Origin of the sequence: Microcoleus sp. PH2017_34_RAT_O_A (assembly GCF_020737885.1) — a bacterium.
Classification (GTDB): domain Bacteria; phylum Cyanobacteriota; class Cyanobacteriia; order Cyanobacteriales; family Microcoleaceae; genus Microcoleus.
This window is the reverse complement of record NZ_JAEQDD010000001.1, coordinates 34,875-48,004: the sequence shown is the minus strand read 5'-3', so window position 1 is coordinate 48,004 and position 13,130 is coordinate 34,875. Positions and strand designations below refer to the sequence as shown.

Genomic DNA, 13,130 nt, shown 5'->3' with positions numbered 1-13,130 from the left:
GTTCTAGGTAAGGTGCAGATTCAATTATACAAAATCTATTTGCTTCCTGCTTTATCAGTATTCCCTGCTGTGGACTTTTTGGCCAATAAAAATTAGGTAAGTACCTGCGGCAATCCCACCTCTTTTGGATGCACAAACCTGCTATTAAAACTAACAGCTTTATCCTCAAAAGTCCTCGCTTGGGCCACCGCTTGCCGCAAATGAGCCCGATCCATATCGTCCTCAATTCCCGCAACCAAATATACAATTAACTTCGTGGCTAAATCCCTTCCAGAAACTAGCATTCGCTTTTTATTCGGATCGTACAAAATCCCGTACCACGCAGACTCAGGATTCTCCATATAGCTAAATCCTTCATCCACATCATACCTGCGGAGTTTGTCGAAAACAGATGTTAGCGACAATTTCTTTCTAAATACTAGAATTCCCAAAGCATTAGCTAAGGCAATTTGACCGACTGGACGAAACAAAATATTGCCCTCGCCACCAGGCTTCTCAAAACTAAATCGGCGCAATTCTGCTGTTTCTTCGCTGCTTTCAATTCTTTGATAGCTGGGCAAAGTTGCTAAATGATCGAACAATTTATGAAACTCTTCTATTCCCTCTTTCAGTTCCTCATCTTCCGGACGCATGGGAATTAAACCTTTTCTTTCCGGCTTCCAATGGGGGAATTTATGTTCTAAATACCGCCCGGCCATATCTTGCAGCGCTTGCAATGTTGTTAACACTGTTGATTTTGCTGCGACTGTGGCGCTGTCCCAATTAACGCGGGGATTTCTATCATCTTGCTCTTTTAATAAGGGATGGGTGACGGCAATTTTGCGGGCGCAGATGGCAAATCCATTATCTTCGTTCAATAATGCTAGCTGTCCCTGACTCAGAGTTACCGCCATCAGGTTAACGTGCACAAAGATCGATCGCACGCGCCGTTGTGCTTGTTGCCGCGTTTCCCCCGCCACAGCCGCCGGGATAAACTCAATCCCGATTTTTTCGTGAGCTAATTTATACACTGTTTCGGGGTCAATTTGATACTCTTGGGCTAAATCTTCGAGAGTAATTGCATCGCCCACAGGTTTTTTGTTTTTGTTGTATCTTTGCAGAATTCCGGTTTTAATTAAACTCATTAAACCTTGAACTCCCATCAGCCGATGCTGTCCGTCTAAGGCAAAAATTGAGACTTTTGGAGATACATCCAACAGCCCTAAATTACCGTTTTTATCAAAGGATATGAATTCAGCGGCGGATTTAGTCGCGACGCCGTTTTCATCCCATTCTTGGGCGTGAGGATTGTCTACCCACGGGGGACAGACTACGACTAAAACTGCGGGGAATTTGTGGGATTTTCGGGCTGCTAAATATTGAGTGAGGGCTGCTTGGCGCGACCAATCTAAGGGGCGCTGAATAATTTCGTCAATGGTTTCGTCGTCGCGGACGATGTTGTTGGTTTGGAGGTCGAATTTTTGCCGGAAAAGCGGCATTTGCGAGGCGAAACGGACGCGGGAGTCTAACCATTCTAGGGTGACTGAACCGATGTATGCTTCGCTGCTTCCCATCTGGGTTTTTTGTACGAAAATGCGATCGTCTTTTCCTAAATAATTGTCTAATAACAGTGCGATTTCCTGTCTTTCGCGATTTTCTTTTTCCAAAAATTGAATAGCGAGGTCAGCCGCTGGATTGGTAGTCATAGGGAGTTTTTATATAATTTACGCTGTGTTTCCAAAAATATCATAGGTTAAAATTTATGTCAACTCTTGTTTTTTAAAAAGCATTGTGAAATACTAGAGTTGTTAAGTTATGAGATTCAAGCCGCATATCATAATTTGTGCAAAATGTCAAGACTTTATCTAAGTCGCAGATGAAGAATTGCGATCGCCCAGGGTTGAGATTTATCTCCGGCTTCACAAAAAAATATGTCTACTCCTTCCTTTGAATACATTTTGCCGGCGATCCGGGGAATTCAAGCGGGCCGCGAATATTACGTATCGATGTGTCCGGTGCGTTTTTTGCCGAAATTGTTCCCCTTAGATTCTGAAGAATTACCGCCGTCTTTGCGGGCGAAACGCGTGCTTAACCATGCTAGGATTCCCGAAATTGCTGATTATTTTGTCAAAAATTCTGGGAATTATACTTGTGGGGCGATCGCCGCTTCTATTGATGCGGATATTACTTTTGAAGCTGTCGGAAATGAAGCGGAAGAACGCAAAATCGGTCGCTTGCGTGTGCCGATGGATGCTAAGTTTACTATTAATGACGGACAGCATCGGCGCGCCGCTTTTGAGATGGCTTTGAGGGAAAATCCGCAGTTGGGATACGAGACGGTGGCGCTGATTTTGTTTCTCGATATTGGGTTGGAAAATTCGCAGCAAAAGTTTGCCGATTTGAACAATTTTCAAGTTCCTTTGGAGTCGTCGCTAAGTCTACTTTACAACCACCGGGGCGATTCGGCTGTGGTGCTGAAGGCGGTTGTTAAGCAGGTTGAGGTGTTCCGCTGTTTGACGGAGATGGAGAGGGGGAGTTTGAATGGGCGATCGCCCAAATTGTTTGCGCTAAGTGCGATCGATCGTGCTACGATAGCTTTGCTGTCCAACATCCACAGCAGCAAACACGCGAAACCCCCTCGTTACCGCGCCACAAAACAGGAAAAACAGGAAGAACTTACTCAGCAAATACAACAGGCGGTTAGTTATTGGAATGTCGTCAGCAGTTTTATTCCAGATTGGCAATTAGTTCTGCACAAGCAGGTTGCGGCGGGGGAAGTACGGCGGAATTGCGTGCACTGTCATAGTGTTGTACTGGAGAGTTTAGGGGAAGTTGGGGCTGTTTTGCTGGCGGTTTTTCCCAATAATTGGGAGGAACATTTGAGCCTTTTGCAGCAGGTTGATTGGTCGATTTCTAATCCTGATTGGGAGGGAGGAATTTTGTTAAAAGGGGGGATTTCTAAGTCGAGGGCGAGTGTTAGTTGGATGACTGATTATTTAAAGGCGAGGATTGATTGCTGGACGCACTGAGGAGAAAGTCACAAGCCCCTGTTAATCCTTTACTTTCTTCTACGTTGAACGTATTGCCGGAAAAATAACCAATTTTGTTGTTAAAGGTGCGCCGGATTTCGAGTAAAATGGGGGTGATGATTAATTCCGATCGAGCTTTTTCGGTGCTGATACTTGAGGCTAACTCTAAGGTTTCGTCCAGGGTTTGCTTGAGGCGTTCTGAAGGTGCGATCGGGGTAATTTGGCTGAATAAGTGGGGAATGTCTTCAACGGTTAGATCCAGGGTTGAGACGGCTTGGTCGATCGTTTTGAAGTCACTGTAGGACATATTTAGTTTGCGGGTGGGATGGATTTGAGAACCGGAGATGCACGCGGACAGTGATATAATTATCTCCTGTCTAGGCTATAAAATTATTTTTTAGTCTGCTGACACTGCTTAAGTTGTCTAGTTTCTGCGTTATGGTTTTGCCTACGCTTAACTTTTTGTTGACAATAGTGTAAAATTCAAGTTCGGATTTTATTTAATCCTAACAGGAGGAGAAAATGACTACAGGAGAAGAGTCCGAAAATAAGAATTTAGCATACTATCGCAATTGTTTTTCTCAGATTAAGGTAGGCAAGAATAAACAAGGAGGTAACGCTCTAAATCAGCCAATACTGCTACTGTCTGTAATTGATTTAATTACACAAGGCTTACTTAACGAGAACAATATTACTGTTTCGGATCAATTAATTAACACCTTCAAAAGATACTGGTCTGTATTGAGTTCTGACCGTTTTGAGGAGATTGATTTTGCTATTCCGTTTTTTCATTTAAAAAACAAGAAACCTAAATTTTGGCACGTTAAATTTAGCGAAGAATACACGGGAGGACGCCCTCAAACCATCAACTCTTTAAGAAGAGATGTTGAAGCAGCAAAAATAGATGATGAATTATTTGATTTATTGCGAGACTATAATGCAAAAAAAGAATTAATAGATATACTGATATCTGCCTGGTTTTCCTCAAGCCAAAAACAGATAGAAGATGTTTTAATAATAAATCAGTCTCTCCAAGATTCTACCTGGAATGAATTAGAGAGTATTGAATCTAGTGATACAGATGCACAACCAAAGGTGTATTTACGAAAATCTTTGTTTAGAGAGGCTATTTTCCGTAAATCCGTCGTGCATTTGTATGATTACCGATGTGCTTTTTGTCGATTGAAAGTTACACGTTCGCTTAGTCAAAGTATTGTAGATGGCGCACATATCAAGCCATTCTCTGAGTTTTATGATAATAGACCAGATAATGGGCTCTCACTCTGCAAAAATCATCATTGGGCATTCGACCGAGGATGGTTTGCTATAGACGATCGTTATCAAATTATAGTTGCTATTGATTTAGAAGAGGATTCACCACACCCTAGATTAATGAGAGAGTTCCACGGAGAACAGATTCTTTTGCCAAGTTCTGAGCAATATTATCCGAGAATAGATGCGATTCAGTGGCATCGTAAAAATGTGTTTACTGTAAAATCAAAAAGGAGTTCTAGAAAATGAATGAATTACAACAGAAATCGCTATTTCCGCAACGCAATATTGGCGATTTAATTGCAGACATAGAAATCTTAAAAAAAGAAATTCAAGAACTTTATTGTCAAGATGAACTCCCACTTGTAATCGGCTGGAGTGGTGGCAAAGATAGTTCCGCAGTCTTGCAGCTTGTATGGTATGCAATAGCAGAACTTCCAATTGAGAAACGTCACAAAAAAATTCATGTTCTTACAAATGATACACTGGTAGAAAACCCTATAGTATCTGCTGGAGTACATAATTCTCTAAAACGGATGAAAGTGGCGGCCCAAGAACAGGGAATGCCAATAGAAACTCACTTAACTTATCCAGCCGTTCAAGATACCTTTTGGGTGTGCTTAATAGGCAAGGGATACCCAGCACCTAGGAACCGATTTAGATGGTGTACGGAACGATTGAAAATACAACCAACAGGTTCTTTTGTTCGTGAAATAATTAGAACTAGCGGTGAAGTGATTCTTGTTCTAGGGACTCGCAAGGCTGAAAGTGCTAAACGCGCTGCAAACATGGCAAAACATAGGGAGTGGCGGGTAAGCGAACGCCTCAATGCTAATCCCACTCGCCCTAACTCTTATATTTACCTTCCCATTGAAGACTGGCGAACAGATGAAGTATGGCTTTACTTGATGCAGTGGGATAATCCTTGGGGAAATAACAATAAAGATTTACTAAGTATGTATCGAGGTGCAACAGCCGACAATGAATGTCCTTTAGTTGTTGATACTTCTACTCCTAGTTGTGGAAATTCTCGCTTTGGCTGCTGGGTTTGCACAATGGTAAGCCAAGATAAATCAATGGAGGCAATGATTCAAAACGATGAGGAAAAAGAATGGATGCAGCCTCTCCTTGATATTCGTAATGAATTAGATATAAAAGACGATCACCCAAAAAGAGACTTTCGCCGCATCTACGGTAGAGTAGAATTGTTTGAACGCAACATGGGCGACGACACAACCTCCGTCGAACCCATCCCAGGCCCATACACCAAATTCTGGCGAGAACACTGGCTGAGACGAGTCCTGGAAGCACAAACCCACATCCGCAAAACCGCACCCCTAGAAATGCGCGACATCACCTTAATTACCCCGGAAGAACTTAGCGAAATCCGCCGCATTTGGCTGGAACAAAAGCACGAATTTGACGACAGTTTACCCCGCATTTATCAAGAAGTCACCGGGGAAGCGTTTGCAGATTCCCGCCCAGCCGCCGAAAGGAAACTCCTAGGTAGCGACGAATGGACTGCGATCGCAGAAATTTGCAGCGAGGACGAAATGCACCTCGAATTGATGGCAAAACTCCTCGACACAGAACGCCAATATTACACAAAACCCCGCCGTACAGGCATTTACGCAGATTTGGACAAGTGTTTTGAAACCAGTTCGCGATCGAAGGAGGAAGCTATTGGTAACGCCCACTATCAACGCAACTTAAAAACTGCGGTGGAAGCTGTTATAGCAAATCCGACTGAAAACATTCAGCAGGTCAAAAGTGCGATCGCCCAAACCAACATTTCTGCACAATCCGATACCGTCGATATTGCCAAACTCAAACAAGAACTTGAAAGCAGCAGCAATCAAGCGAAGCAGCTATCTTGGGCAGATATCAAATTTTCAACTCCCGATGTAGGAGATAAAAATAGCAAAGATTAAATCTGTCTAATCAAAACTTCCTCTGCGTAGGATGCGTCAGCTAGCATTATTCTGTATCTAATTGATAGCCCAATGGCTGACGCACCTTCTAAACAAATCAGCAACCACCGACAACATCTACAATGCAATTCCTCGAACTCGTCCTCAAAAACTTCGGCCCCTATGCAGGCACCCAAACCATCAATCTCCGCCCCGAAAAAGACGGAAATCCCTGCCCGGTTATCCTATTTGGTGGCATGAACGGCGGCGGAAAAACCACCCTCATGGACGCCATTCGCCTCGCCCTCTACGGCGGTCGCGCCCAATGTTCCACCCGAGGCAATTTAAGCTACAGCGACTTTATTAATCAATGCGTCAACCGCCACACTCCCCCACTAGAAGAAACCCGCGTAGAACTAACATTTGAACAAGTCCAAGATGACCAATTAACTCAATTTAAAATTGTTAGATACTGGAAAAAACCAGATATCAAAGATACCTTAAGCATTCTCATATACAGCGAAATAGTCAAGGATTGGTGGTCGGACAAAGCCATTACCAACACTTGGGACGAATATATCGAAACCCTTTTACCAGTCGGCATATCCAACCTGTTTCTGTTTGACGGCGAACAAGTCAAAGAACTCGCCGAACTCGAAACTCCGCCCGAGTTTGTCGTCGGGGCGATTAAATCTTTGTTGGGTTTAGAATTAGCAGAACGCCTCGCTGTCGATTTAGAAATATTAGCAGGCCGCAAGCGCAAAGAAATTGCTGGCAAAAAAGACTTGGCAGCTTTAGAAAAAATTGAAGCAACTTTTCAGGAAATTAGTAACAAAAAACAATTTGCAACTGAAGAACAAGCCAGCCTGAAAAATAAATTAGAAAAAGCTCAAACAAATCAGCAAAAAGCATCAGACAAATTTATTTATCAAGGCGGAAAAATTGCGGGCGATCGCAGTCAACTAGACAGACAGCTAAACGACTACAGAAATCAAGCAGACAAAACCCGTCTAGCCATGATGGAATTGGCATCAAATATGCTACCGCTAGCGCTTATTTCACCCTTGCTAACCGCTGCAAAAACCCAAGCAGAAACCGAAGCCAGCCAGCAGCAAGCAAAGATTGCCCAAAATGTTATCAAACAAAGAAGCGATCGCCTCCTCAACTATATCGCCGAAATCTCCTTAAATCCCCAACAGCTAGATAAAATTCAAGACTTCATCCGCGAAGAAGATCGAGAACTCGAACAGCAAGCGGCAACCGACGCCCCGCCCTGGATGAACGCCGACAACAGCAATATCCAGCAATTAGAAAACCTCCTCGGCTACCAAATCAAAGCCGAAGAAACTCTCGTGGCCCAACAAATAGCAGAAATCACCCACATCGAAACAGAAATTGACTTCACCGACAGACAACTCGCCGCCGCAGCTTCCCCCGAAGCCTACGAGAAATTAGAAGAAGAAGTCAGGAATGCTCAAAAAGCAGTTGCAATCGCAGCCGCAGCCTTGGAATCCGCAAACAGTCGCATCGCAGAATTAGATAAAGAATTAGCCAAGACCCAGAAACAACTAGAAAGCTACAGTAGTGAATACATTACCATCAGAAACAGCCAACACGTCATCGCTTCGATCGCGAAAGCGCAAAATACCCTCAAACTCTTTAAAGAAAAACTCACCCTCAAAAAACTCAACAAACTCGAAATAGAGATTACCGACTGTTTTCGCTACCTGTTGCACAAAAGCGACCTGGTGCACAGAGTTGCGATCGACACTGACACATTTAGCCTGTCAATTTACGATCCAGAAGGCAAACCGGTACCCAAACACCGACTTTCGGCTGGTGAAAAACAACTGCTGGCGATCGCCTTTTTGTGGGGATTGGCCAGAGTATCCGGGAGACAGTTACCAGTTGCGATCGACACTCCCCTGGGCCGCCTCGACTCATCCCACAGAAACAACCTAGTCGAACGCTATTTTCCCTCAGCCAGCCACCAAGTCATCCTGCTTTCTACCGACACGGAGATTCGGCAAGCAGAATATGATAAGCTGCAAGAATTAGAGGCGATCGCCCACAGCTACCTCCTCAACTATGATTCGACCAAACGGCAAACTACCGTCGAAACTGGTTATTTCTGGGCATAAAAAACCGCGCCAAAATTTTTAGCAACCCCCTTGACTTTTCCGGGGAGTTGCGGTAGTATATATAGGATAATGGGATGGTTGCGAAAATTTTATTTTTGCAACCATCCCATTATGTTAGGATTCATCCTACTAAAAATATAATACCAAAAACCGCTGTATTTATCAAGCCCGCGCCCTGTAAAAATTTGTTAATTTTAGTTTTTTAACTCGGTCAAAAAACGTAAATTTAGAGGCTGAGCTTCCCAAATATTAACACTCTTTACCAGATATCAAACAATTCTCAACTCATGGAACCACCAGTCGATCGCATCTGCCTCTCTCAAACAGCCAAAGACCAACTATCTAAACTCAAACGATCGACTAAAATCGATCGGTGGAACGTCCTGTGCCGGTGGGGATTTTGCCGATCGCTCGCCGAACCCAGCATCCCATCCCCAGTACCTATTAAGAGCGACAGCAATGTGGAACTAAGCTGGGATGTTTTTGGCGGCGACATGGCGGACATCCTGATAATTGCTCTCAAGCAGCGGTGTCATCAAGACAATTTGGGCACGGAAAAGGAAACTCTCGCGAAACAGTTTCGCCTGCACTTGCATCGAGGTATTGGCTATTTAGCTGGCGATCCGAATATTAAGAAGATTGAAGATTTGGTGGCGATCGCGCTTTCTCCTGAGAAATTGAGAAATTAAACGAACCGCGAAGGCGCAAAGAACGCGAAGGAAGAAAGAGAAGGGAAGAGTTTACAATTTATTTGGGAGTGCTATCAGTGCCAATGTTTGGCTGTCGCGGCGGAGGATTTTATGGCAAATTACAAATTTGACCTGATAGAATAAGGGTTGGAAGGAAGTAGATGTTTGAAAGTAGTAGTTGAGGAGTTCCATGGGGCTATTGTTAAATTCGATGATTTCACAATAGGGAATTCCGGGCGATCGCAGTTACAGCAAACTGTCACTTCCTGCGCTGACTCGCTTGCCCTCAACGCCCAAAACCCCCAAACCCTCACCAAATCAAACATTCTTGCGATCGCCCTCCCTGTATTCCCAAGCCTAAAAGTAGACAATTTAACAACTGTACCACTAATAAAAACGGTTCGTAGTGAGGACTTTAGTCCGCATAAAGAAGGACTAAAGTCCGAACGATCGAACCTATTTGATTGCGATCTTTCGGGAGCATCTCAGTTTTGCATTTATAGTGCGAGCACGCAAGAGCTCGCGTATGCTACAAATCGCGAGCGGGGACGCTCGCACTATAATAAAAAAAATGCTTTTTGCAAAATTGAGATGCTCCCGATCTTTCTTTTGGGCGATGAGATGACTAATGACTAAGGACTTTTGAGACCAAAAGCGGGAAAAAATGCCCTACTGGGCCTTGACCTTCCCCAATATCTAAAGCATATTTCAGAGCAGTAGTAACATAATTCTTAGCTAATGTCACCGCTGTAAACAAATCTTTACCTAATGCTAGATTAGCAGCGATCGCAGCACTCAACGTGCAACCAGTCCCGTGAGTATTCCCAGTATCAACCGTCTCAGTTTTCAACACATCCAGCCGCGTACCGTCAAACCAAACATCAATTCCCCGCAAATCTCCCGCCATCCCGCCACCTTTGACTAAAACAGCTTTCGCGCCCGATCGATAAATCTCCTGCGCTGCCGATCGCATATCATCTAAAGAAACAATCTCTCTTCCGCTCAAAATCTCAGCCTCAAAGCGATTAGGAGTTACAACAACCGCCAAAGGAATCAAATTATCGCGCAAAAATGCGATCGCCCCGTCGTCAATCAGTCGATCGCCCGATCGGGATACCATCACCGGATCGACAACCAAATTTCCTATATTCCAAGCTTCAACCTGGGAAGCAACTACCGCCATAATTTCCCGGTTTAGCAGCATCCCAGTCTTCGCAGCCTGCACCCCAATATCCCCAACCACCGCCTGGATTTGAGCGGCCACAGCCTCCGCAGACAAAGCATCCACCCGCGTCACACCCAAAGTATTTTGAGCTGTCACGCAAGTCAGAGCACTCGTACCATGCACGCAGTGAAAAGCAAAAGTCCGCAAATCAGCCTGAATCCCGGCCCCGCCGCCGCTATCAGATCCAGCCACAGTCAAAGCCACAGGAATCTTAGATTTAATCATCTTTTGTGCAACCGCAGATAAACGCAAACAAACGCAGATAAATTCCATATTATCCGCGTTCATCCGTGTTCATCTGCCATCATCTGCGGTTCAAAATCCCCAACCAAATTAGCTATGATTAAAATCAAGTAAAGAATTATTGCAAATAAATATGAAACTCACCCGCATCGACCTCAACTCCTGGATCTTCCACATCGCAGGCCAAACCATCTTAGTCGATCCCTGGCTAGTCGATCCCCTCGTATTTTACGGTCAACCTTGGCTGTTCACCGCCTACCACAACACGCCCGTCGCCTTTACTCCCAGTACCTTACCGCCGATCGATCTTATCCTAATTTCCCAAGGCTTAGACGACCACTGTCACAGACCAACACTCGAAAAGCTCGATCGCACAATTCCCGCGATCGCCTCACCCACCGCCGCCAAAGTCCTCAGCAGTTTAGGCTACACCAATATCACATCTTTAGCAAATTGGCAAGAGTCTACATTTAAAGAAATATTACAAATAACCGCCGTACCCGGAGCCGAAATCCAGCCCGGACAAGAAGAAAACGGCTATTTACTCAAAGATTTAAACAGCGGCGAAACTCTTTATTACGAACCACACCTGCCGCCCTTAGAAAAAGTCAAACAGAAAATAGACACCGTAGACGTAGCAATCGCCCCCGTCATCGGTCAAATCTTCCCCTTCCTCGGACAAATCATCATCGGCCCTGCTGAGGCCCTGAAACTTGCCCAAACCCTAAAACCTCGGTTTTTTGTACCTACAACCACAGGAGATATCCGAGCCACGGGTATTTTACCAATGTTAGTGAAGTCGATCGGCAGCATCCCCGAATTTCGCGATTTACTCGCCAATTCGGGACTATCCACCCAGCTACTCGAACCCGAACCCGGACAAACCCTAGAAATTTTAGATTTTAGATTTTAGATTTGGGATTTTTTAGATTTTAGATTGATCTAAAATGCCAAATCCCAAATCTCAATAGATTTTAGATTTTTCAGATTGGAGATTTATCCAAAATCCAAAATCTAAAATCCAAAATCCAAAATCTAAAATCATTTGGGTGGGCGACGGTTGCGCAAAAACTCAGGAATATCCAATCCGAAATCCTGCGGTTTCGCTTTCGCATCCTGCGGCTGTTGAGCCGGAGTCACCGGCACAGTTGCAGCCCGCCAAGGAGCATTAACATTTTGCGCGCGCGAAGCCTGAGACGATGAGATCATTTCCCCCGAAAAACCAGTAGCGATCACAGTAATCTTAATTTCGCCCTGAAGCCGCTCATCAATCACCGCTCCAAAAATAATATTGGCATTCGGATCGACAACTTCATAAATCGTCTCAGCCGCCGCATTAACTTCATGCAGCGTCATATCTGTACCGCCAGTGATGTTAAACACTACACCTCTAGCGCCCTCGATCGAGGAAGCTTCCAGCAAAGGCGAAGAAATCGCCTGCATTGCAGCTTCCCTAGCCCGCGACTTGCCAGATCCCACGCCGATACCCATCAAAGCCGAACCCGCATCCGCCATTACAGCGCGCACGTCAGCAAAGTCAACATTCACCAAACCGGGAATTGTAATGATGTCAGAAATACCCTGAACCCCTTGGCGCAGGATATCGTCAGCAACTCGGAAAGCCTCTTGTACGGGCATTTGTTCCGAAATCACAGACAGCAGCTTGTCGTTAGGAATCACGATCAGCGTATCCACCCGGCTTTGCAAAGCCGCAATTCCTTCCTCAGCTTGGCTGGTGCGCCGCCGTCCCTCAAACGTGAAAGGCCGGGTTACGATGCCCACAGTCAAAGCGCCCATTTCTTTAGCCACTTCCGCGACAATCGGAGCCGCGCCCGTGCCCGTACCGCCACCCATGCCGGCCGTGATAAACACCAAATCGGCGTGATTCAAAGCATTAGCAACTTCGTCGCGAGACTCTTCAGCAGCCTTTTGTCCGATCGCCGGATTGCCGCCCGCGCCCAAACCGCGCGTCAACTTTTGTCCGACTTGCAAGCGTTTCGGAGCATTAGAGAGCACCAGAGCTTGGGAATCCGTATTCACGCACCAAAACTCGACACCAGAAACCTCGCTAGCAATCATCCGGTTAACGGCATTGCCGCCACCACCGCCAACGCCAATTACTTTGATTTTGGCGGCACTGCTGGGCATTATGTCTTTGGGATTGACCATAGGATCGATATCAATACTATCTACATTTACATAACCAGACTTGCGTCTAAACGGATTGGCGGAATCTAAGGCCACCGGAAAATTTTTTACTTCTTCCGAAGGGGGACTGTCTTGGTCAGACCCCTGACTATTATTAAGGTTCATGAGAGTCTGGGATAGTAGATTACAGCTTTTTAACTAAACTAAACGCCAATTCACCATCAACTATATGCTAATGTTGCGCGAAAAACTAACACTGGTCGAGGCTCAATGTTAGCAATCTCGGATTTGGCCGCTGTTGCTCGCCCATAGCTTGCATACCCCATCTAGGTGCTTGTGCACAAGGCACTTCTGGGCAAGGCAAAATGAAAAAAATGGATACCAGCCCTTAACGCATCGGATCGAACCCAAAGTTATGAATTTTTTTTCTGATGCGGATCGGTATCAAAAAAGTGTCCTTATTTCCAGTCTTGCGTATTGATGCCCAGATGTAA

10 protein-coding genes are annotated in these 13,130 nt (G+C 45.0%); 6 read left to right on the top strand and 4 right to left on the bottom strand.

Annotation, left to right across the window (positions count from 1 at the left end; all coding sequences use genetic code 11):
- Nucleotides 1-92: 92 nt before the first annotated feature.
- Nucleotides 93-1,685, bottom strand: coding sequence for a DGQHR domain-containing protein (locus JGK11_RS00140; protein WP_293179294.1), 1,593 nt, complete (start codon nucleotides 1,683-1,685; stop codon nucleotides 93-95).
- A gap of 225 nt (nucleotides 1,686-1,910) precedes the next feature.
- On the opposite strand from JGK11_RS00140, the gene dndB reads away from it, so the two are divergent.
- Nucleotides 1,911-3,008, top strand: a complete 1,098-nt coding sequence (dndB, locus tag JGK11_RS00135; protein ID WP_293210149.1) for a DNA sulfur modification protein DndB — start codon at nucleotides 1,911-1,913, stop codon at nucleotides 3,006-3,008.
- On the opposite strand, the gene JGK11_RS00130 is transcribed toward dndB, so the two are convergent.
- On the bottom strand, nucleotides 2,956-3,315 hold the full coding sequence (locus JGK11_RS00130) for a hypothetical protein (protein ID WP_293210147.1): 360 nt from the start codon (nucleotides 3,313-3,315) through the stop codon (nucleotides 2,956-2,958). The genes dndB and JGK11_RS00130 overlap by 53 nt on opposite strands.
- A 215-nt stretch (nucleotides 3,316-3,530) precedes the next feature.
- Between JGK11_RS00130 and JGK11_RS00125 the strand changes: the two genes are divergently transcribed.
- The 4 genes from JGK11_RS00125 to dndE all read left to right on the top strand — a co-directional run bounded on the left by JGK11_RS00125 (nucleotide 3,531) and on the right by dndE (nucleotide 9,020).
- Nucleotides 3,531-4,529: an HNH endonuclease gene (locus JGK11_RS00125; protein ID WP_293210145.1), complete on the top strand. Its 999-nt coding sequence runs from the start codon at nucleotides 3,531-3,533 to the stop codon at nucleotides 4,527-4,529.
- Complete coding sequence (gene dndC, locus JGK11_RS00120) at nucleotides 4,526-6,211, top strand: DNA phosphorothioation system sulfurtransferase DndC (protein WP_293190657.1); 1,686 nt, start codon at nucleotides 4,526-4,528, stop codon at nucleotides 6,209-6,211. Before JGK11_RS00125 ends, dndC begins: the two co-directional genes overlap by 4 nt.
- 122 nt (nucleotides 6,212-6,333) lie before the next feature.
- Nucleotides 6,334-8,331, top strand: coding sequence for a DNA sulfur modification protein DndD (gene dndD / locus JGK11_RS00115; RefSeq protein WP_293179303.1), 1,998 nt, complete (start codon nucleotides 6,334-6,336; stop codon nucleotides 8,329-8,331).
- Between the two features lie 287 nt (nucleotides 8,332-8,618).
- The gene (gene dndE / locus JGK11_RS00110) at nucleotides 8,619-9,020 is read left to right on the top strand and encodes a DNA sulfur modification protein DndE (RefSeq protein WP_293210144.1); all 402 of its coding nucleotides are present in this window, start codon (nucleotides 8,619-8,621) and stop codon (nucleotides 9,018-9,020) included.
- 625 nt (nucleotides 9,021-9,645) lie between these two features.
- Here dndE and thiD read toward each other — a convergent pair.
- Nucleotides 9,646-10,470 (bottom strand): bifunctional hydroxymethylpyrimidine kinase/phosphomethylpyrimidine kinase, encoded by an 825-nt coding sequence (thiD, locus tag JGK11_RS00105; RefSeq protein ID WP_293179326.1) that lies wholly within the window; start codon nucleotides 10,468-10,470, stop codon nucleotides 9,646-9,648.
- Between the two features lie 151 nt (nucleotides 10,471-10,621).
- Here thiD and JGK11_RS00100 point away from each other — a divergent pair, with 151 nt between their 5' ends.
- Nucleotides 10,622-11,401: an MBL fold metallo-hydrolase gene (locus tag JGK11_RS00100; protein ID WP_293179309.1), complete on the top strand. Its 780-nt coding sequence runs from the start codon at nucleotides 10,622-10,624 to the stop codon at nucleotides 11,399-11,401.
- Nucleotides 11,402-11,529: 128 nt separating this feature from the next.
- Here the strand turns inward: JGK11_RS00100 and ftsZ are convergent, their stop codons facing one another.
- Nucleotides 11,530-12,801, bottom strand: coding sequence for a cell division protein FtsZ (gene ftsZ, locus JGK11_RS00095; protein ID WP_293179312.1), 1,272 nt, complete (start codon nucleotides 12,799-12,801; stop codon nucleotides 11,530-11,532).
- Nucleotides 12,802-13,130 lie beyond the last annotated feature (329 nt).